At 63.6% G+C, this 19,889-nt stretch carries 16 protein-coding genes and 1 tRNA gene; 9 read left to right on the top strand and 8 right to left on the bottom strand.

The window, feature by feature from the left end; genetic code table 11:
* Window positions 1-80 precede the first annotated feature (80 nt).
* The gene (locus tag AS156_RS38050) at window positions 81-917 is read left to right on the top strand and encodes an IS5 family transposase (RefSeq protein ID WP_066499812.1); all 837 of its coding nucleotides are present in this window, start codon (window positions 81-83) and stop codon (window positions 915-917) included.
* Window positions 918-1,038: 121 nt separating this feature from the next.
* Here AS156_RS38050 and AS156_RS38045 read toward each other — a convergent pair whose 3' ends face one another.
* Window positions 1,039-3,108 carry an ATP-dependent helicase gene (locus tag AS156_RS38045; RefSeq protein ID WP_066515321.1) on the bottom strand — a complete coding sequence of 690 codons (2,070 nt, stop codon included), beginning with the start codon at window positions 3,106-3,108 and terminating at the stop codon, window positions 1,039-1,041.
* Window positions 3,109-3,221: 113 nt separating this feature from the next.
* Here AS156_RS38045 and AS156_RS38040 point away from each other — a divergent pair, with 113 nt between their 5' ends.
* Window positions 3,222-3,479, top strand: coding sequence for a hypothetical protein (locus AS156_RS38040; RefSeq protein ID WP_066515319.1), 258 nt, complete (start codon window positions 3,222-3,224; stop codon window positions 3,477-3,479).
* A gap of 181 nt (window positions 3,480-3,660) precedes the next feature.
* On the opposite strand, the gene AS156_RS38035 is transcribed toward AS156_RS38040, so the two are convergent.
* Window positions 3,661-3,915 (bottom strand): hypothetical protein, encoded by a 255-nt coding sequence (locus AS156_RS38035; RefSeq protein ID WP_066515317.1) that lies wholly within the window; start codon window positions 3,913-3,915, stop codon window positions 3,661-3,663.
* 80 nt (window positions 3,916-3,995) lie between these two features.
* Window positions 3,996-4,190 carry a DUF3072 domain-containing protein gene (locus AS156_RS38030; protein ID WP_066515338.1) on the bottom strand — a complete coding sequence of 65 codons (195 nt, stop codon included), beginning with the start codon at window positions 4,188-4,190 and terminating at the stop codon, window positions 3,996-3,998.
* Window positions 4,191-4,296: 106 nt separating this feature from the next.
* On the opposite strand from AS156_RS38030, the gene AS156_RS38025 reads away from it, so the two are divergent.
* The 4 genes from AS156_RS38025 to AS156_RS38005 all read left to right on the top strand — a co-directional run bounded on the left by AS156_RS38025 (window position 4,297) and on the right by AS156_RS38005 (window position 14,369).
* Window positions 4,297-4,563 carry a hypothetical protein gene (locus tag AS156_RS38025; RefSeq protein WP_136626630.1) on the top strand — a complete coding sequence of 89 codons (267 nt, stop codon included), beginning with the start codon at window positions 4,297-4,299 and terminating at the stop codon, window positions 4,561-4,563.
* A gap of 549 nt (window positions 4,564-5,112) precedes the next feature.
* Window positions 5,113-11,403: a HAMP domain-containing protein gene (locus tag AS156_RS38015; RefSeq protein ID WP_066515314.1), complete on the top strand. Its 6,291-nt coding sequence runs from the start codon at window positions 5,113-5,115 to the stop codon at window positions 11,401-11,403.
* A gap of 16 nt (window positions 11,404-11,419) precedes the next feature.
* Window positions 11,420-12,913, top strand: coding sequence for an HWE histidine kinase domain-containing protein (locus tag AS156_RS38010; RefSeq protein WP_066515312.1), 1,494 nt, complete (start codon window positions 11,420-11,422; stop codon window positions 12,911-12,913).
* A gap of 103 nt (window positions 12,914-13,016) precedes the next feature.
* The gene (locus tag AS156_RS38005) at window positions 13,017-14,369 is read left to right on the top strand and encodes a PQQ-dependent sugar dehydrogenase (RefSeq protein WP_066515330.1); all 1,353 of its coding nucleotides are present in this window, start codon (window positions 13,017-13,019) and stop codon (window positions 14,367-14,369) included.
* Here AS156_RS38005 and AS156_RS38000 read toward each other — a convergent pair.
* Complete coding sequence (locus AS156_RS38000; RefSeq protein ID WP_066515311.1) at window positions 14,360-14,617, bottom strand: hypothetical protein; 258 nt, start codon at window positions 14,615-14,617, stop codon at window positions 14,360-14,362. The genes AS156_RS38005 and AS156_RS38000 overlap by 10 nt on opposite strands.
* A gap of 201 nt (window positions 14,618-14,818) precedes the next feature.
* Here AS156_RS38000 and AS156_RS37995 point away from each other — a divergent pair, with 201 nt between their 5' ends.
* Window positions 14,819-15,649 (top strand): aminoglycoside phosphotransferase family protein, encoded by an 831-nt coding sequence (locus AS156_RS37995; protein WP_066515309.1) that lies wholly within the window; start codon window positions 14,819-14,821, stop codon window positions 15,647-15,649.
* Here AS156_RS37995 and AS156_RS43645 read toward each other — a convergent pair whose 3' ends face one another.
* Together AS156_RS43645 and AS156_RS37990 are read right to left on the bottom strand one after the other, a co-directional pair.
* Window positions 15,650-15,811 carry a hypothetical protein gene (locus tag AS156_RS43645; protein ID WP_201456181.1) on the bottom strand — a complete coding sequence of 54 codons (162 nt, stop codon included), beginning with the start codon at window positions 15,809-15,811 and terminating at the stop codon, window positions 15,650-15,652. It abuts the gene before it with no gap.
* Window positions 15,812-15,851: 40 nt separating this feature from the next.
* Window positions 15,852-16,340, bottom strand: a complete 489-nt coding sequence (locus AS156_RS37990; RefSeq protein WP_066515306.1) for a winged helix-turn-helix transcriptional regulator — start codon at window positions 16,338-16,340, stop codon at window positions 15,852-15,854.
* A gap of 156 nt (window positions 16,341-16,496) precedes the next feature.
* Between AS156_RS37990 and AS156_RS37985 the strand changes: the two genes are divergently transcribed.
* Window positions 16,497-17,417, top strand: a complete 921-nt coding sequence (locus tag AS156_RS37985) for an alpha/beta fold hydrolase (RefSeq protein ID WP_066515303.1) — start codon at window positions 16,497-16,499, stop codon at window positions 17,415-17,417.
* A 32-nt stretch (window positions 17,418-17,449) separates the two neighbouring features.
* On the opposite strand, the gene AS156_RS43640 is transcribed toward AS156_RS37985, so the two are convergent.
* Both AS156_RS43640 and AS156_RS37980 read right to left on the bottom strand, forming a co-directional pair.
* The gene (locus AS156_RS43640; RefSeq protein WP_201456180.1) at window positions 17,450-17,611 is read right to left on the bottom strand and encodes a hypothetical protein; all 162 of its coding nucleotides are present in this window, start codon (window positions 17,609-17,611) and stop codon (window positions 17,450-17,452) included.
* Window positions 17,612-17,719: 108 nt separating this feature from the next.
* A complete protein-coding gene (locus tag AS156_RS37980; protein WP_066515302.1) occupies window positions 17,720-18,832 on the bottom strand; it encodes an NADH:flavin oxidoreductase in 1,113 nt (370 codons plus the stop codon).
* Window positions 18,833-19,423: 591 nt separating this feature from the next.
* Here AS156_RS37980 and AS156_RS37975 point away from each other — a divergent pair.
* Window positions 19,424-19,496 (top strand) — tRNA-Gly (locus tag AS156_RS37975).
* The last annotated feature ends 393 nt before the right edge of the window (window positions 19,497-19,889 follow it).

The following is a 19,889-nucleotide window of genomic DNA, read 5'->3' as shown; positions in this document are numbered from 1 at the left end:
AGAGCCTGACTGAAAAAGGAGTGAGTGATTTCGGTTGGCTGTGATTCCTTCGGATTTGCGAAGATTCGAGGGAGGGTACGATGCCGTGGACCGAAATCACTCGTGTCGAGTATCAACGCAAAGGGCTGCGCTACACAAGCGATCTGACCGATGCGGAGTGGGCGCTGATATCCCGGAAGATGCCGGCGCGACAGCGACGAGGACGCCCGCGGGAAGTCGATTTGCGCGAGGTCGTGCAGGCGATCTTCTACATTTTGTCGACGGGCTGCCAATGGCGAGCCCTGCCGAGCGAGTTCCCGCCATACTCGACGGTCCAAGGCTATTTTTATGCCTGGCGCGACAGTGGCCGGTGGCACCGGATCGTCGGAGCCTTGGTCCGGCAAGCGCGGCGGAAACTCGGGCGCAAGCCGGGACCGACGGCTGCCGTCATCGATAGCCAGACGGCTCCGACGACGCAGGCCGGCGGGCCACGCGGCTTCGACCCCGGCAAGCGCCTTCATGGACGTAAGCGGCACATCGTCACTGACACCAATGGTCTGCTGCTGGCAGTCCACGTGCATCCCGCCAACGTTCAGGATGTCCACGGTGCTGTCCCTCTGCTGGAACATCTGAGAGAACACTTCCCCAGGCTTCAGCATGTCTTTGCTGACCGAGTCTATCGCGGCAAACAGCTGCTCGACGCACTGTCCCATTGCGGCCAATGGACCATCGATATTGTCCAGCGGCCACCCGGCGTCAAAGGCTTCCAGCTCTTACCCCGACGCTGGGTCGTCGAGCGTACCTTTGCCTGGTTCGGCAGGTGCCGTCGTCTCGCCAAGGACTTCGAGGGCTCCGCGGCAACCGAAGTCGCTTGGCTTCTCGTCGCCCATCTCAGGCTCCTGATCAGACGCCTCGCCAGGCCCCAACACGCTTTTTGAGTCAGACTCTCAGGACCACGCGTCGAAGCCGTCGGGGATCGTCGTTTGCCGATTACGAACCTCGCTCAAACACCATGTTGGCGGGGTCGTTCCGCCCCTTCTGACAATTCTTTTTGGGTGGTCAGCGCCACATGCCGCGCATCCTGGCGCGGATGTCGATCGGCGGGGCGCGGTTCGCCGACGAAGGCCCTGACGCAGCCGCGCGAGGCCAGACGGTGCGTTCGAACATCGGCAACAGCTTTTCCGGGATGAAGCGAGTGCGCGAGGCGTACATGTGGCGGTCGCCCTTGGCGGCCTGGCCATGGACGAAGAAGCGCTGCGGCACCAGCAGATGCAGATCGTCCTTGGCACGGGTCATGGCGACATAGAGCAGGCGGCGTTCCTCCTCGAGTTCCGCTGACGTGCCGGCGCCGAGATCGGACGGCATGCAGCCGTCGACGACGTTGAGAACGTAGACGGACTTCCACTCCTGGCCTTTGGCCGAATGGATCGTCGACAGGATCAGGTAATCCTCGTCCAGCAGCGGCACACCGGCCTGGTCGCTGGTTGCATCCGGCGGGTCGAGCGTGAGCTCGGTCAGGAAGCGTTCGCGCGACGGATAGCCCGCGGCGATCTGCTCGAGCTGGATCAGGTCGGCGCGGCGGGCCTCGCCGTCCTCATGGATGCGGTCGAGATGCGGCTCGTACCAAAGCCGCGCGCGCTCGATGTCGACCGGCCATTCCGAGTAGCGGAGGTTCTCGATCGCCTCGACGAACAGGCGCCAGTCTGCGCCGGCGCGGGGCGGTGAGGGCAGCGCGGCAAGCGCGGCGATCGGATCGGAGGCCTCGGCCATGCGGTCCAGCACGCGCTGCGCCGAAGCTGGCCCAACGCCGGGCAACAGGTGCAGAATACGGAAACCCGCGACACGATCGCGCGGATTGGCGACGAAGCGCAGCAGCGCCAGCATGTCCTTGACATGCGCGGCGTCGAGGAATTTCAGGCCTCCGAATTTCACGAACGGAATGTTGCGGCGAGTCAGCTCGACCTCCAGCGGTCCGCTGTGCGAGGAGGTCCGAAACAACACGGCCTGATGCTTCAGCAGCGCGCCTTCCTCGCGGGTCGCCAGCACCTGCTCGACGATGTAGCGGGCCTGATCGGCCTCATCACGGATCGCGACCAGGAGCGGCTTGCGCGTCGACGTGCGGTCGGTCCACAGGTTCTTCGTGAAGCGTTCCTTGGCGAGGGAGATCACGCCGTTAGCGGCCGACAGGATCGGCTCGGTCGACCGATAATTGCGGTCGAGCGTGACGATCGCTGCTGCTGGGCTGAACTGTTTCGGGAAGTCGAGGATGTTGCGCACGGTCGCGGCGCGGAAGGAATAGATCGATTGCGCGTCGTCGCCGACGACGGTCAACCCGCGGCCGGCAGGCTTGAGCGCCAGCAGGATCGAGGACTGCAGGCGGTTGGTGTCCTGATATTCGTCGACCATGACATGGTCGAAGCGGGCGCCGATCTCGTCTGCCAGGGGCGCGTCCGCAACCATCTGCGCCCAGTAGAGCAGGAGATCGTCGTAATCGAGCACGTTCTGCTGCTGCTTGGTCTCGACGTAAGCGGCGAACAGCTGCTTCAGTTCGTTGGCCCAACCCGAGCACCAGGGGAAGAACTGGCCGAGCACAGCTTCGATGGGCATCTCCGCGTTCACGCAACGCGAGTAGATGGCGAGGCAGGTGCCCTTGGTGGGGAAGCGGCTTTCGGTCCTGGAAAAGCCGAGGTCGTGGCGGACCAGATTCATCAGGTCCGCAGAGTCTTCGCGATCGTGGATTGTGAACGCGGGATCGAGCCCGATGCGCTCGGAGAATTCGCGCAGCAGCCGGGCGCCGATACCATGAAACGTGCCGGCCCAGCTCAGCGCATCAGTCATCACTGAAGCCCGGTCGCCGAGCACGCGGCGTGCGATGCGCTCGACGCGACTAGCCATCTCGGCGGCGGCGCGCCGCGAGAAGGTCATCAGCAGGATGCGTCGCGGATCGGCGCCGGCGACGATCAGATGCGCGACACGATGGGCGAGGGTGTTGGTCTTGCCCGAGCCGGCGCCCGCAATCACGAGCAGCGGGACGCCCACGGTTCCGTCCGTCCCGACGCCATGCTCAACTGCACGGCGCTGCTCGGGATTGAGCGCATCCAGATAGGCTGTGTTGGCAGGAACAGGCACGAATCACCCCCGACCCGACGCTAACAGACATCGCGACGATTGGGGCCAATGTGCCGGGGGGAGGCGCAGAAATTAGATTGACATTGACGCGGCGCATTGCACACAACCGCGCCATGGGCGATCCATCAAAATCCGACACGCCACTGAAGGCGACATTCAAGGTGCGGTTGAACGGCGAGACGGTGACGCTCGCGACGGTCGGCCAGGCCTATCGCTTCATCAGCAATCTCAGCGCGGTCGAATGGATGGAATTCCGCTCGCTGCATGATGATGCCGTCGTTGCGCTCGAGAAGGCGGCCGACAATGCCATGTTGACGGTGCAGGCAACCAACGCGCTGCGCGTGCTGTTCGTCCGCGCCAAATTGCTCTGACGGGAGCTTGCAGGCGCTCAAAAGAAATGGGCCGCGTTGGCCCTCCGCGGCGGCCCCAGATAACGGTGGGAGCGCGATCAGCCCCTAACCGTGGTGTGTACCGCCGTTACCTTGTTTGCGGCCATAACGGAAACCGGCTTACGAAACGGCTGATGATTCGGCTGTAGCCGTGACACCACAGTCAGTGGCCGGTGTCGTCGACGAGCCGGTCATACACAAGAGCCGAGCGGAGGTTCATGGTCGCGATCTTCAGATAACGCGGTTCGCGCATCGCGTTGTTGAACATCATGATCACCGTCTTCCAGTGCGACCGCTCGCGCTGATCCAGACTGAGCCTGGACAGGTAATCCGCGGCGTCACCGACGGTCTCGAGCATCCGCCCGTCCTTCATCACGATCGGGAACGCGAGCGGCGATCGCTTCTCAAGTTCCTGCACGTGTGAGGCTCCCCGGGGGCGGACGGTAACGACGGGAACAGCTCTAACTGCGTCGCCCGGCGCCGCCAAGGGCAGGTGACTCAGAAGGAGTCTGCCAGCGCAATCTCCGCCTTCAGGGCATTGATGCGCCGCTCGGCTTCCTCGAAGGTCAGGTCGCGTGCGTACTGCATCGGCTGATAGGCCTCCTCCGCGAGGCTCCTCAGCCGAAGGCCCTGGGCGCGGGTCATCTGTCCGCCGACGCGCTCCGCAATCCCACCGAATCTCAGTGCTGCCATGCCCATATTTCACCTCGTTAGCCGTGTCGTGACTTGACAATATGTTCTATTTTTGTTCCAACAAGCCATGGACAACAAAATTAATGAAATTCGTCGCAAGATCAGCATGTTGCGAACTGAGATGACCCTGGTCGAGGCCGCGATCCGGGATCAGGTTAATCGTGACCTCGATTGCAGCGAGGCGTCATACCGACTGATGGCGATGCGGGCCGAAGTGACCGAACTGATCGGCCGTTGGAAAGCCGCCGGCGGTGGCGATCATCTGCCGTCGGTTCGCGAGCGCCTGAGCCGGAGCCACGGCGATCGCCCCGTCGCAAAGACGAAGCTCGAGAAGGGCAAATCCGGACCGAGCCGTCCGAACGCCCGGGTCTGATCTGCACGGCTGAACCGAGCGGCGCCGGCCATGTCGGCTCTGATCGCTGGAATGAGGTTTCGGGTCGGGAACCGAGCTGCGAGATCGGCATTTTCTCGTGGTGACGTTAAATCCTGTTGCCTTGTCCAGTGCAATGATTGCCGATCCGACCGCGCCACCGCGGGCATCGATGAATGACGATCGGAGTCCGCTCCTGACGCTGATCTCCTGTGTCAGCTGCGACAGGACGATGCGGCTCGAGACCAGCTATCCCGACAGCCGGGGCAAGGACATCCTTCAATATCGCTGCGGGGCATGCGGCAGGATCGAGCGGGTCCGATTGGTCCGGCGAACCTGGCCGGCGCGCGACTAATCGTTACCGCAAGCAGCATACGTTCCCGAGCATTGGAACTTTGTTTTTCGATTGCGATTAACAGGCTTAGTTCACTTTCTTGACCAAGATCAGTCATCACCGTTTTCTCGCTTGATTAGATCTCTAGCTGTCATTCTTATGGTTTCGCTGGCTCGCACGAGTCTTCGGATTTGCATCCAGCGCGCAGGGGAAATTCCATGGCCGATCTCGGTTCCGCATCTCGCCCCCGTACCGATGGTCGTCGCGCCAAACCAGCAAACGGAAAAATCGATTCCTCGCAGGATCTGCTGCAGTCCCTGCAGGCGATGCGCGCCGGCGATTTTTCGGTTCGCATGCGCGGCGACTATCTTGCGATCGAGGGCAAGATCGCCGACGCCTTCAACGAGATCGCTGCGGCCAATGAGCGGATGGCGCAGCAGCTCGCGCGTGTCGGTCAAGTCGTCGGCCGCGAGGGACAGACCCGCCAGCGCGTCAATTTCGGGCTCGCGAGCGGCTCCTGGGCCGACATGGAAAGCTCGGTCAATACCCTGATCGACGATCTATTGTGGCCGACGCGCGAGGTCACGCGCGCGGTTGCCGCGGTGGCGCAGGGCGACCTGCTGCAGACCGTGCAGCTCGACGTCGAGGGCAGGCCGCTGCGCGGCGAATTCCTGCAGTCGGCCAACATCGTCAACACCATGATCAAGCAGCTCTCGGTCTTTACCTCCGAGGTCACGCGCGTGGCCCGCGAGGTTGGCACCGAAGGCAAGCTCGGCGGCCAGGCTCAGGTGCCGGAGGTGACCGGCGTCTGGAAGGACTTGACCGAGAGCGTCAACTCGATGGCCAACAACCTGACCGGCCAGGTCCGCAACATCGCCGAGGTCACCATCGCGGTCGCCAATGGCGACCTGTCCAAGAAGATCACGGTCGACGTCCGCGGCGAGATCCTGCAGCTGAAGGAAGCCATCAACACGATGGTCGATCAGCTGCGCTCCTTCGCATCCGAAGTGACGCGCGTGGCGCGCGAGGTCGGCACCGACGGCAAGCTCGGCGGCCAGGCGATCGTGCCCGGCGTCGCCGGCACGTGGAAGGACCTGACCGACTCCGTGAACGCGATGTGCGGCAACCTGACCGCCCAGGTGCGCAACATCGCCAACGTGACCACGGCCGTGGCGCGCGGCGACCTGTCGCGCAAGATCACGGTCGACGTCCGCGGCGAGATTCTCGAGCTGAAGGACACCATCAACACGATGGTGGACCAGCTCAACTCGTTCGCCTCCGAAGTGACGCGCGTGGCGCGCGAGGTCGGTACCGAAGGCAAGCTCGGCGGCCAGGCCCAAGTGCCCGGTGTCGCCGGCACCTGGAAGGATCTGACCGACAACGTCAACTTCATGGCGTCGAACCTGACCGCGCAGGTTCGTAACATCGCCGACGTCGCGACCGCGATCGCGGGCGGAGATCTGTCGAAGAAGATCACCGTGAACGTGTCGGGCGAGATCCTTCAGCTGAAGGAGACGCTCAACACCATGGTCGACCAGCTCAATGCCTTTGCGTCCGAAGTGACGCGCGTGGCGCGCGAAGTCGGCACCGAAGGCAAGCTCGGCGGTCAGGCCAACGTGCTCGGCGTCGCCGGCACCTGGAAGGACCTGACCGACAACGTCAACTTCATGGCGTCGAACCTGACCGCGCAGGTTCGCAACATCGCCGCGGTGACGACCGCGGTCGCCGGTGGCGACTTGTCCAAGAAGATCACGGTGGACGTGCGCGGCGAAATCCTCGAGCTGAAGGACACCATCAACACCATGGTGGATCAGCTCAACGCCTTTGCAGGCGAGGTGGTGCGAGTGGCGCGTGAGGTCGGCACCGAGGGCAAGCTCGGCGGCCAGGCCAATGTGCGCGGCGTCGCCGGCACCTGGAAGGACCTGACCGAAAGCGTCAACTCGATGGCGTCGAACCTGACCGCGCAGGTCCGCAACATCGCGGATGTCGCGACCGCGGTGGCGAAGGGCGACCTATCGAAGAAGATCACAGTGAACGTGTCGGGCGAAATCCTTCAGCTGAAGGAAACGCTCAACACAATGGTCGACCAGCTCAATGCGTTCGCGGGCGAAGTGACGCGCGTGGCGCGCGAGGTCGGCACCGACGGCAAGCTCGGCGGCCAGGCCGAAGTGCCCGGCGTTGCCGGCACGTGGAAGGATCTCACCGACAGCGTCAACTCGATGGCCGGCAATCTGACGGCGCAGGTCCGCAACATCGCGGAAGTCGCGACCGCGATCGCGGGCGGCGACTTGTCGCGCAAGATCACGGTCGACGTGCGCGGCGAAATCCTGCAGCTGAAGGAAACGCTGAACACCATGGTCGACCAGCTCAACCGCTTCGCGGGTGAGGTGACGCGCGTGGCGCGCGAGGTCGGCACCGACGGCAGCCTTGGCGGCCAGGCCAACGTGCCCGGCGTCGCGGGCACGTGGAAGGATCTGACCGACAACGTCAACTCGATGGCGGGCAACCTGACGGCGCAGGTCCGCAACATCGCTGAGGTGACCACCGCCGTGGCGCGCGGCGACCTGTCGCGCAAGATCACGGTCGACGTGAAGGGCGAAATCCTCGAGCTGAAGAACACCATCAACACGATGGTGGACCAGCTCAACGCGTTCGCCGGCGAGGTGACGCGCGTGGCGCGCGAGGTCGGTACCGAGGGCAAGCTCGGCGGCCAGGCCGAAGTGCCCGGCGTCGCCGGCACCTGGAAGGATTTGACCGACAACGTCAACTTCATGGCGTCGAACCTGACGGCGCAGGTCCGCAATATCGCCGAGGTCGCGAGCGCGATCGCCGGCGGCGACCTGTCGAAGAAGATCACGGTGGACGTGCGCGGCGAGATCCTGCTGCTCAAGGACACCCTCAACACGATGGTCGAGCAGCTCCGCTCGTTCGCAGCCGAAGTGACACGCGTCGCGCGCGAGGTCGGCACCGAAGGGCGGCTGGGTGGCCAGGCCGTGGTGCCCGGCGTCGGCGGCACGTGGAAGGACCTCACCGACAACGTCAACCTGCTGGCTGCGAACCTGACCACGCAGGTCCGCAACATCGCCGAAGTCACAACCGCGGTGGCACGCGGCGACCTGTCGCGCAAGATCACGGTCGATGTGAAGGGCGAAATCCTCGAGCTGAAGAACACCATCAACACGATGGTCGACCAGCTCAATGCCTTCGCCGGCGAAGTGACGCGCGTGGCGCGCGAAGTCGGCACCGAGGGCAAGCTCGGCGGCCAGGCCGAGGTGCGCGGCGTCGCCGGCACCTGGAAGGACCTCACCGACACCGTCAACGTCATGGCGGCGAACCTCACTGAGCAGGTGCGCGGCATCGTCAAGGTGGTGACCGCGGTCGCCGACGGCGACCTGAAGCAGAACCTGACCGTGAAGTCGAAAGGCGAGGTGGCGGCGCTCGCCGACACCATCAACAACATGACGGAGACGCTCGCGACCTTCGCCGAACAGGTCACCAGCGTGGCGCGCGAAGTGGGCGTCGAGGGACGATTGGGCGGTCAGGCCGCAGTGCCGGGTGCGGCAGGCACCTGGAAGGACCTCACCGGCAACGTCAACCTGCTCGCGGCCAACCTGACCTCCCAGGTGCGCGCGATCGCGGAGGTGGCGACCGCCGTGACCAAGGGCGACCTGACGCGCTCGATCCAGGTCGACGTCCGCGGCGAGGTGGCTGAGCTCAAGGACAACATCAACACGATGATCGGCAATCTCCGTCTGACGACGGAGCGCAACACCGAGCAGGACTGGCTGAAGACCAATCTGGCGCGCTTTACCAACATGCTGCAGGGCCAGCGCGACCTCGCAACCGTGGGCCGCCTGCTGCTGACCGAGCTCGCGCCGCTGATGAACGCGCATATGGGCGTGATCTACCAGGTCGACAATCCCGAGAACCCGCAGTTGCGCCTGTTGTCGGCCTATGCCAGCGACAGCAGCAATCCGCATCCGCAGATCATTCAGTTCGGCGAGGGATTGATCGGTCAATGCGCGCTCGACAAGCGCCAGCGTCTCGTATCTGACATTCCCGGCGACGCAATGCCGGTCAATTCGGCATTGATGCGGATCATGCCGAAGAACCTGGTCGTGTTCCCGGTGCAGTTCGAGAACCAGGTCAAGGCCGTGATCGAACTGTCCTCGATCTCGTCCTTCACGACGTCTCAGGTCATCTTTCTCGAGCAGCTGACAGACAGCATCGGCATCGTGCTCAACAGCATCGAGGCGACGATGCAAACCGAAGCGCTGCTGAAGCAGTCGCAGCAGCTTGCCGGTGAACTGCAGACCCAGCAGAAGGAGCTGCAACAGACCAATGATCAGCTGGAGCAGAAGGCCCAGCAGCTCGCCGAGCGCAACGTCGACGTGGAGCGCAAGAACCAGGAAATCGAGCAGGCGCGCCGGGCGCTCGAGGAGAAGGCGACCGAGCTCTCGCTCACCTCGAAGTACAAGTCCGAATTCCTGGCCAACATGTCGCACGAGCTGCGGACGCCGCTGAACTCGATCCTGATCCTCGGCCAGCAGCTCACGGAAAATCCCGACGGCAATCTGACCGGCAAGCAGGTCGAGTTCGCCCGCACCATTCACGGCGCCGGCACCGATCTCCTGAACCTGATCAGCGACATCCTCGATCTCTCCAAGATCGAGTCCGGTACGGTGACAGTCGATGCCGAGGAGATCCTGACGTCGAGCCTGCTGGAGACCGTCGGCCGTCCGTTCCGGCATGAGGCGGAAACCCGGCATCTGTCCTTCAGCATCGACGTCGACGCCAACCTCGCGCGCAGCATGGTGACCGACTCCAAACGGCTGCAGCAGGTGCTCAAGAACCTGCTGTCAAATGCGTTCAAGTTCACCGCGGAAGGCGGCGTCAGCCTGACCGTCTCGGCGGCCGTCGGCGGGTGGAGCGCGGAACATCCGATCCTCAACACGGCTCCCGCCGTCGTTGCGTTCGCGGTGTCGGATACCGGCATCGGCATTCCCCAGGACAAGCAGAAGCTGATCTTCGAGGCATTCCAGCAGGCCGACGCCGGCACCAGCCGCAAATACGGCGGCACCGGTCTTGGACTTGCGATCAGCCGCGAGCTTGCCGGCCTGCTCGGCGGCGAGATCCATCTGCGCAGCGCGCCGGGCAGGGGCTCGACGTTCACGCTCTATCTGCCGCTGAAATATGCCGGGCCGTCGGTCGGGCTGCGCCCACACGCTCAGCCCTTGCCGATGCCGCACACGGCAGCGCCCGCGCTGCAAGCATCGAGCACGCAGGAGCGGACGATCGAGCAGCTTCCGGATGACCGGCTCAATCTCGAGCCCGGCGATACCATCCTTCTGATCGTCGAGGACGACCCGCATTACGCGCGGGTCCTGATCGATCTGGCGCGCGACAAGGGCTTCAAGGTCCTGATCGCGAACCGCGGTGCGGAAGCGCTCGATCTTGCCAAGCAATATCAGCCGACTGCGGTCTCGCTCGACGTGTTCCTGCCGGACATGCTCGGCTGGACCGTGCTGAGCCAGCTCAAACACAATCCGTTGACCCGTCACATTCCGGTCCAGATCATTACGCTCGACGAGGACCGGCAGCACGCATTGGCGCGCGGCGCTTTCTCCTTCGTGAACAAGCCGACCACGACCGAGGGCGTCAGCGCGGCGCTCTCGCAGATCAAGGAATACGCCAAGCCGCGCCGCAAGCGGCTGTTGATCGTCGAGGACAATGCCGCCGAGCAGCTCAGCATCAAGGAATTGCTCGGGCACGAAGATATCGAGATCGTGACCAGCGCTACCGGAGCAGGGGCGTTGTCGGCGCTGCGGGAGAACCCGTGCGACTGCGTCGTGCTTGACCTGCGGCTGCCCGACATGAGCGGTTTCGAGGTGCTCGACCAGATCCGCAAGGACGACAGGCTCTCGAATGTACCGGTCGTCGTGTTCACGGGGCGGGAACTCTCGGCCGAAGAGGACGCCGAACTGCACACGATGGCGCGCAGCATCGTGGTCAAGGGTGTGGAATCGCCGGAACGGCTGCTCGACGAAACGTCACTGTTCCTGCACCGAGTGATCACGGAATTGCCGGCCGCAAAACAGAAGATGCTGGAAAAGCTCAATAGCTCCGATGAGGATCTCATTGGCAAGACCGCGCTGCTGGTCGACGACGACGCTCGCAACATCTTCGCGCTCTCCAGCGTGCTCGAGCGGCGCGGTATGAAGGTGCTGACTGCGACAACCGGTCACGAGGCAATCTCGCTGGTCGAGTCCAATCCGAAGATCGCGATCGTCCTCATGGACATCATGATGCCGCAGATGGACGGTTACCAGACCATCGGTGCGATCAGGCAAAACTCCGCCTTTACGCGGCTGCCGATCATTGCGCTGACGGCGAAGGCGATGAAGGGTGACCGCGAGAAATGCCTGGAGGCAGGCGCGTCAGACTATCTGGCAAAACCCGTCAATACCGAACAACTGCTGCTCGCCATCCGCATGTGGCTGCACCGCTGATCGGCGCTCGAAAATGATGGACAATGAAAAGATAAATATCCTTCTCGTCGATGATCAGCCGGCAAAGCTGCTGGCCTATGAGGTCATCCTGAAGGAGCTCGGCGAACATCTCGTGGCGGTGTCGTCCGGCCGCGACGCCCTGGAATTCCTGCTCAAGAACGAGGTCGCGGTCATCCTGGTCGACGTCTGCATGCCCGAGCTCGACGGCTTCGAGCTCGCAGCGATGATCCGCGAGCATCCGCGCTTCCAGAAGACCGCGATGATCTTCATCTCGGCGATCCAGGTCAGCGATTTCGACCGGCTTCGCGGTTACGAGATGGGCGCCGTCGATTATGTGCCGGTGCCCGTCGTGCCCGAAGTGTTGCGCGCGAAGATCCGCGTGTTCGCCGAGCTCTACCGCAAGACGCGGCAGCTCGAGCGCCTCAATGCCGAGCTCGAGGACCGCGTGCGCGCGCGCACCGCCGAGCTCGAGCAGTCGACCGCGCGCCTGGTCGAAAGCGAGCAGCGCCGCAGCATGGCGATCGCCGCGGGCAAGATGGGGTCGTGGGACTGGGATTGGGTCAACGGCGACTGGATGTGGGACGAGGGCCAGTACAAGATTTTCGGCGTCGATCCGAAATCCTTCCAGCTTACCTCCGAGAATATCCAGGGGCTGTTTCATCCGGAGGACGTAGACGAACTCCGGCAGGCCTGGGCCGGCTTCGGTAAGGGCGAGACCTCCTATGAAGCCGAATTCCGGGTGTTGCGTCCCGATGGCGAGGTCCGCTGGTGCGTCGGCACTGCGGCGGCCACGAGCGACAGGAGCGGCAGGGTGGTGCGGGTCAGCGGCGTCACCGTCGATATCACCGATCGCAAGCGCGCCGAGGAGCGCCAGAGCCTCCTGACCCGCGAGGTCGATCATCGTGCCAAGAACGCGCTCGCGCTGGCGCAATCGATCGTGCGGCTGACGCGCGCGCAGAACGTGACGGCCTATGTGCGGGCGGTCGAGGGGCGCATCACCGCGCTCGCGAGGGTGCACACGGTGTTGTCGCTGTCGAGCTGGCAGGGGGCCGAGATCCGGCGGCTGGTCACTGAGGAGATCGCGCCCTATTCCGAAGCCGGGCAGATCCAGATCGAGGGCAGCGAGGTGCAGTTGCAGCCTGCGACCGCGCAAACGCTGGCATTGGCGCTGCATGAACTCGTAACCAACTCGGCCAAGTATGGCAGCCTGTCGGTGCTGTCGGGCCGGCTCGCGATCACCTGGGAGGTGCAGGACGACACGCTGATCCTGGCCTGGGTGGAATCCGGCGGACCCAAGGTGACCAAACCCAAGCAGAAAGGGTTCGGCACCAGGAGCGTCATCGCCAGCATCGAGACCCAGCTTGGCGGGCAGGCCGATTTCGAGTGGCGGGCAGAGGGCCTGATCTGTCGCCTGACCGTTCCGCTGCGATCTGTCGTCTCCGACACTCAGACGTTCCACGAATTGCCGGCGGAGGACCGCAAGCCCGCCGTCCGGTCGCGGGTCGGGTAACCGACATCCGCGATTGTGAGATGAGGCGGCGCGGGTGTTCAGCTAAACATTGCCGGTGAGTGCGATCGCGCCTGATGCTGTGATCGTGCGCCGGGACCAGCCAATGCTGAACAAACGACATGTGGTTCTTGCGGGCCTTTCTGTCACCTGCCTCATTGCAGCGACGATCGTCGCCAGGACCGAGCCGACGGTGCTCAGAGGCACGGAAGCCTTTGGCGACTGGCGGCGCGACAGACCGGGCACCGTTCGCCTGATCCGACCGCAGGACTTGCCCAAGCCGGGCGCGACGGCGTGGGCCAGCAATGTTTCGCGTATCGTGCCGAGACCTGCATCCGCGATGCCTCAGGTCCCGGCGGGCTTCAAGATCGAGTTGTTTGCCGGCGGGTTGAGCGGGCCTCGGATCATCCGGACCGCGCCCAATGGCGATATCTTCGTGGCCGAGACCGGCGCCGGCCGCATCCGCATCCTGCGCAGCGATGGAGATGCCACGAAACCTGCGACCAACACGGTCTACGCGACCGGCCTGAACAAGCCGTTCGGCATCGCGTTCTTCCCGAGCGGCGACAATCCGCAATGGCTCTATGTCGCCAACACCGACAGCGTCGTGCGCTTCGCCTACCGCAACGGCGACCTCAAGGCTTCGGGAAGGCCCGAGACGATCGTCGCCAATCTTCCGCACAGCTACGGTCATTCCACGCGCGACATCGTGTTCACGTCCGACGACAAACGGATGCTGGTGTCGGTCGGCTCCGCCAGCAACGCAGGCGAGGGGCTCGGTCAGCCGCCCGAGGGTGTCGAGGCCTGGAAGCGCGACCGCGCGCTTGGCGCCGCCTGGGGCTCCGAAACCGATCGTGCCGTCGTGCTCGCCTTCGATCCCGACGGCAAGAACAAGACGCTGTTCGCCACCGGCATCCGCAACTGTGTCGGGCTTGCGATCCAGCCGGGAAGCGGCACGCCGTGGTGCTCGACCAACGAGCGTGACGGGCGCGGCGACAATCTTGTGCCCGATTACGTGACGCGGATCCGCGAAGGCGCCTTCTACGGATGGCCGTGGTTCTACATCGGCGACAACGAAGATCCCTCGCATGTCGGCCGGCGTCCGGATCTGAAGAACAAGGTGACGATCCCCGACGTCCTGCTTGAGGCCCACTCCGCCTCGCTCGGCTTGGCCTTCTACACCGGGAGCAACTTTCCCCCCGAATATCGCGGTGATGCCTTTGCCGCCGAACACGGCTCATGGAATCGGGCGAAGCGGACCGGCTACAAGGTCGTTCGGATCAAGCTGAAGGACGGCGTGCCGACCGGCGAGTACGAGGATTTCGTCACGGGCTTTGTCGTCAACGACAACGAGGTGTGGGGTCGCCCCGTCGGCGTCACCGTGGCGCGCGATGGTGCGTTGCTGGTCTCGGAGGACGGCAACGGCACGATCTGGCGCGTCAGTCACGTTCAGCCCTGACCATCCTTGAGGCCGTACTCCTCATAGATCGTCAGAGGATCGGTGTCGGGAAACAATCTGCACTTGGCCTGCGCAAGATGCAGGGTCACGGCGCCCGGCTCGCACTTGGCGGTCAGTAACTTTCGAACATCCTCCATATGCGCGCGCGGCTGATGCTTTGACGCAAGCTGCTCCATGGCAACCAGCGCCGTGGCCAGGGCCTCGGTGACCACCCATTCGTCGTGTCCGGTAATTCCCTTTCGCGGCATCGCCACACCTCCCGTACGCCGGCACGCGACATTGTAACGCAACGCGGGTGGGGGCTGTCATCAGCCAACATTATCCAAACAGCGGAAACCGTGATTGGAGACCAGCTGCCGCCAAGAGCCGCAGGGAACCCGCCATGGCAGAACATGGCGGCAATGACTAGAACGACGGCTCAAGCCAATCCGTTCGAGCGAGCCCGCCAGATGTTCGAGCCCTATCTCTCGTTATGGAGCCTCGTCCCCGACGGCAGCCCCATTGTCACTCACGCGGCGCGGCTGCTGCCGGTGCGGCGGCACGGTGAACCGGCAATGCTCAAACTGTCGGTCGAGCAGGACGAGTGCCTCGGCGCCATCGTGATGGAGTGGTGGGGCGGCGAGGGCGCGGCGCGCGTCCTTGTGCGTGACAGCGAAGCGCTCTTGCTGGAGCGGGCGACTGGACGGGGTTCGCTCAGCGAGATGGCGCGAACCGGACGAGACGACGAGGCCTGCAGGATCCTCTGCGAAACCGCCGGCCGGCTTCACGCCGCCAGGGCAAAGCCGCGGCCTGAGCTGACCCCGCTGGTACACTGGTTTCGCGACCTGTGGCCCGCCGCGCGGGCTCGTGGCGGCATCCTGCTCCGTTCGGCGGAGGCCGCGGAGGCATTGCTCGCGGATCAGCGCGAGATCGTGGTGCTGCATGGCGACCTGCACCACGACAATGTGCTCGACTTCGGCGGACGCGGCTGGCTGGCGATCGACCCCAAGCATCTCGTCGGCGAACGAGGCTTCGACTTCGCCAACATCTTCACCAATCCGGATCTCGCCGATCCGACCTGGCCGGTTGCGATCGAGCCCGGTCGATTTTTGCGCCGCCTGGATATCGTCGTGGAGGCGGCTCAGTTCGATCGCCGCCGCCTGCTGTCCTGGATCATTGCCTGGACCGGATTGTCGGCCGCATGGTTCCTGGGAGACGGTGATCCGCTCGCTGAGATCGATCTCAAGATCGCGACGCTCGCTGCGGCCGAGCTTGACCTGATGACGTCGCGCGGTGCGTGACTAGGCCGCCACCGCGCCGGTCAGCGATACGCTCAAGATCCGCCACTTCGACGTGTCGAAGAAGTAGGCAGCCCTCACGTGGGCGGACGCGGGATCAGGCGCCTGAAGCACCGTGTGGAACTTGCGCGTTCCATCGCTCAGTGAAATCCGGAATGTCTGCATTGGCCGAACCCTCCACGACCGAATGCTGGGGCGAGGAAGGTTAACATTTGGTTGCTCGCTTCGGGCGCTTTTCGCCTCCGGCCAAGGTCGGCGGCAACCGTACAACGGTATCTTCCGCTCCCAGAACACGTCCGTCCTGCGCACGGAGTTCGAGCCGACGCACTGGCAGCCCGGACTTTTTGTCGACCAGGAGCACGTGCGCCTCATCAGGCGCGAAGAAGAAATCCTCACCCCATTGCCGGAGCGCGACGAGGAGCGGGAACAGGCCGCGCCCCTTCTCGGTCAGCACATATTCCTGATACGGGCCGTCCGCTGCAGGCACGGTCTCCATGATGCCGTGCGCCAACAGGTTGCGGAGCCGGGCTGAGAGGATGTTCTTGGCAAGTCCCAGGCTCCTTTGAAATTCTCCGAACCGCCGCGATCCGTCGAAGGCATCGCGGACGATCAACAGAGACCACCAGTCACCGATCGCATCGAGCGGCCGCGCCACGCCGCACATCGAGTCCTTGTGGCTCACTCTCTTGGCCATTGTGATCCGCCTGCCGTTCCTCGTCGTCTGCGCTCAAATCGCCCGCGGGGTGCGCCCGCAAAGGCGTCGCTGCTCCGGCAAAGATATCGGTTGCAAACTAAAACCTCAAGCGGTACACGGTGGTTTCAAGTTGCAACCAAGACGAACGAGAACCCCATGATCCGATCCGACGCCACGTTCGACGGTACTTTTCCCTTCGCGCCCCGCTTCACCCACGCTCCAGGCTTTCAGATGCATTATGCCGACGAGGGACCGCGCGGCGGCGAGGTCGTGCTTTGCCTGCACGGTGAACCGACCTGGGGCTACCTGTTTCGCCATCTCATCCCAGTGCTGAGCCAGACGCATCGCGTGGTCGTTCCTGACCACATGGGCTTCGGAAAGAGCCAGACACCCGCAGATCGGAGTTACTGGCTGCAGGACCACCTCGATAATCTCGAGGCCTTCGTCGTTGCACTCGACCTCACGAATATCAGTCTCGTCCTGCATGATTTCGGCGGGCCGGTCGGCATGGGGCTCGCCGCTCGGCATCCCGATCGCATCCGCCGCATCATCTCGGCGAATGGTCCAACGCCGTTCGGTCAGAAGGATTTGCTCGACCGGCTGACGGCCAATGCGCTGGTCTCGCCGTGGTTTCAGTGGATCGCAAGGGCCGAAGCAAGCGGCGAGCTCGAGCCCGTGCTCGGCCAGCTCGGCTTCAACATTCTGAGCACGCTCAAGCTCAACGGCTTCGAGGACAATACCGTTATCACCGATGCCTGGCTCTCAGCGTACGGCACGCCTTTCGCGCGTCCTGCCGATTGCCTGGGCGCGATCGGATGGGCGAGGGGCTTTGCTATTAGTGCCCACAGGTTCGAGACACCGGATGCTACGGCTGACCGCGCGATCCGCGGCAAGCCCGCGCTCGCGATCTGGGGTGAAGCCGACCGCACGCTGCTTGCCGAGCATTTCCTGCCGCTGTTTTCGGCGATCTTCCCCGCGGCACCCGTCAAGCGCCTTGCCGGCGTCGGCCATTACTGCCTTGAAGATGCCCCGGAGACTATCGCCGGCCTGATCGCCGAGTTCATCCGGCAGACCTGACGGCTCAACCGAAAGGACGGCGCATCGCGTCGTCAGGCTGCGACCGCGTCGGTGCGCGATACGCTCAGAATCCGCCATTTCGATGTATCGAAGAAGTAGGTGGCCTTGATGTGGGCCGAGCCGGAATCGGGCGCCTGGATCACCGTGTGGAATTTCCGCGTCCCGTCGCTCAGCAAAATCCGGAATGTCTGCATTGGCCCAGCCCTCGTTGGGCCAATGCTGCAGCAGCGCGGGTTAACGTTTGGTGCTCATCGATCAAGCGCTGCGCTCGATCATCCACGGCCTGACCGCACCTCCTGCTGCTAACTCAGGGTGGCGAACGCTGCCGGCGTAAAGTCGGTCATTTGGTCGACGCGACCGTGCCGCACTTTCTCAAGCCAGGCGGGATCCTGCAGCAACGCGCGTCCGACTGCGACCAGGTCGAACTCGTCGCGTGCCAGCCGCGCGAGCAACCCATCCAGTGGCGCGGATTGGGCGCTCTTACCCGCAAAGGATTCATAGACGTCACCGGACAGACCGACGGCGCCGACCGTGATCGCCGTGGCGCCCGTGAGCTTCTTCGCCCAGCCGGCGAGGTTCAGCTCCGCATCGACTTCAGGGAAGGCCGGTTGCCAGAATTTCGACTGCGAGAGGTGGAAAGCATCCGCACCGGCGTCGACGAGCACTCCGAGCCATCGCTCCAACGCCTTCGGCGTCTCGGCGAGCCGTGCATTGAAGTCGCTTGGCTTCCACTGCGAAAGACGAAGGATCACCGGGAAGCCGGACGTCACCACGGACCGGATCGCCTTCAGAATCTCGACCACGAAGCGGGAGCGTTCGACCAGCGTCGAGCCACCATATCCATCGTTGCGCAAATTGAGATCGTCGTAGAAGAACTGATTGATGAGGTAGCCGTGCGCGCCCATCAGCTCGATCCCGTCGAACCCGAGCCGCTCGGCATCCATCGCCGCGCGCGCGAAGGCCTCGATGATGTCGGCGACATCAGCTTCGCTCATCGGCTCACTGACGCGCTCGCCAGTCACGGAAAGGCCCGAGGGGCTTTCATAGGGCGAGGGTGGAATCCAGCCCGGCGCCGCCTTCGAGAGCTTGTGTCCGACATGAACCAGCTGCGGCGCGATGCGCCCGCCTGCGGCGTGAACCTCATCCACGACCTTCTTCCAGCCGGCGAGCGCCGCCTTGCCATGGAAACGAGGCATATCGGGCTCATTGAGCGCGGCCGGACGACCGATCCCGGCCGCCTCCGTTATGATGAGGCCGACACCATTCTCCGCGCGGCGGCGATAGTAGGCGGCGACCTCCGACGTCGGCACGCCGCCCGGAGAGACGGACCGGGTCATCGGAGCCATCACGATGCGGTTCGGCAGGTGGAGCGAGTTCAGCCGGTAAGGTCTGAACAGGACATCGAGATCAGGCATGGGATATCTCAGTGTTGGAACAGGATTTGCGCGGGACGGACGCAGACTATTTGGCCTGGTCATCAGGCGCGGCGGTCTCACTGGGACGCGTAACAGACGCCCCATGAGGGCCGTCGACCGGCTCGGTCCTTGGCACGGCTTACCTAGGGCGCGCGGGCGCCGGGCGGCATTTGCCGATTCTCGACAAGGGTTGTGCGTCGACGCACCATCGCCGACCGGCCGTGGCTTCTGTTGGCCGCGGGGTGTAACAGTCGCTCAATAACGAGCAATGGTTCATTGGGGGACCAAGGATGTATTTTGCCGAGTTTTCTTTGCTTTTGGTTGTAACCGCCTTGCTGGCCTTCCGATTGGGGCACCAGAGGGGATATCGGCAGGGGCAATATTCCGCCGCATGCCTGTTTGCGAACCGCTATAGGCCGTCAGAACCTGTCGAGCAGCGGGGCAGCGCGACAACAGCTGAGTTCTGCACGGCCGGCTGAAAGAGACGCGGCAGTCGCGTTACCTCAGCCGGGCTTCGAACGCCGATAATTCCGTGGTCTCATCTGCGGTCACGATGTTAGAGGGCTCTAAGGGGGCAACACTAACTACGACGCGGGTTTGGTATAGGGGCTGTGCCCAGCCCTCCAAGCTGGAGAGGCAGGTTCGAGTCCCGCAGCCCGCTCCAAGAGGCTACCAATCGCCTTCCGCACGCATCAATCGCAAGAGAAGGGCCTCGTCTTTGTCACACTCTCGATGATGCTGATGGTATCGCGACAAGTCGAGCGGTAGGGGTGCGCCTTGCATAACCTAATCCAGTTCGGAAGCTCGTCCGCATGCTGCTTTTCAGCGTTGCTAACGAATACCGCACCCGCGTTGGCGCAGGCGTTATCGTACAATGCCTCAGCTGCGCGGGTATATTCTTCTGAAGCGGCTATTGCCTTTGCGGGGATTAAGATTGCAGCGACGACAAGCGACTTCCCAAACGACATGCGTCATCTCCAAAGTCAAAAATTCGAAATTCAACTATCCCTTTGTGTCCTTCAATGACCGCCACAGCAGCGTTGTAATAGCTTCGGAG

It is taken from the genome of Bradyrhizobium macuxiense (assembly GCF_001542415.1).
In the GTDB taxonomy this organism is placed as follows: Bacteria; Pseudomonadota; Alphaproteobacteria; order Rhizobiales; family Xanthobacteraceae; genus Bradyrhizobium; species Bradyrhizobium macuxiense.
The sequence above is the reverse complement of the archived record's forward strand: the minus strand, read 5'-3'. Positions and strand labels throughout refer to the sequence as shown.

What these genes read in the sequence shown, in the direction of transcription:
- AS156_RS38050 (WP_066499812.1), top strand. Translation starts at nt 81, where the DNA reads ATGCCGTGGACCGAAATCACTCGTGTCGAGTATCAACGCAAAGGGCTG.
- AS156_RS38040 (WP_066515319.1), top strand. Translation starts at nt 3,222, where the DNA reads ATGGGCGATCCATCAAAATCCGACACGCCACTGAAGGCGACATTCAAG.
- AS156_RS38030 (WP_066515338.1), bottom strand. Translation starts at nt 4,190, where the DNA reads ATGGCAGCACTGAGATTCGGTGGGATTGCGGAGCGCGTCGGCGGACAG.
- AS156_RS38025 (WP_136626630.1), top strand. Translation starts at nt 4,297, where the DNA reads ATGTTGCGAACTGAGATGACCCTGGTCGAGGCCGCGATCCGGGATCAG.
- AS156_RS38015 (WP_066515314.1), top strand. Translation starts at nt 5,113, where the DNA reads ATGGCCGATCTCGGTTCCGCATCTCGCCCCCGTACCGATGGTCGTCGC.
- AS156_RS38010 (WP_066515312.1), top strand. Translation starts at nt 11,420, where the DNA reads ATGGACAATGAAAAGATAAATATCCTTCTCGTCGATGATCAGCCGGCA.
- AS156_RS38005 (WP_066515330.1), top strand. Translation starts at nt 13,017, where the DNA reads ATGCTGAACAAACGACATGTGGTTCTTGCGGGCCTTTCTGTCACCTGC.
- AS156_RS38000 (WP_066515311.1), bottom strand. Translation starts at nt 14,617, where the DNA reads ATGCCGCGAAAGGGAATTACCGGACACGACGAATGGGTGGTCACCGAG.
- AS156_RS37995 (WP_066515309.1), top strand. Translation starts at nt 14,819, where the DNA reads ATGTTCGAGCCCTATCTCTCGTTATGGAGCCTCGTCCCCGACGGCAGC.
- AS156_RS43645 (WP_201456181.1), bottom strand. Translation starts at nt 15,811, where the DNA reads ATGCAGACATTCCGGATTTCACTGAGCGATGGAACGCGCAAGTTCCAC.
- AS156_RS37990 (WP_066515306.1), bottom strand. Translation starts at nt 16,340, where the DNA reads ATGGCCAAGAGAGTGAGCCACAAGGACTCGATGTGCGGCGTGGCGCGG.
- AS156_RS37985 (WP_066515303.1), top strand. Translation starts at nt 16,497, where the DNA reads ATGATCCGATCCGACGCCACGTTCGACGGTACTTTTCCCTTCGCGCCC.
- AS156_RS43640 (WP_201456180.1), bottom strand. Translation starts at nt 17,611, where the DNA reads ATGCAGACATTCCGGATTTTGCTGAGCGACGGGACGCGGAAATTCCAC.
- AS156_RS37980 (WP_066515302.1), bottom strand. Translation starts at nt 18,832, where the DNA reads ATGCCTGATCTCGATGTCCTGTTCAGACCTTACCGGCTGAACTCGCTC.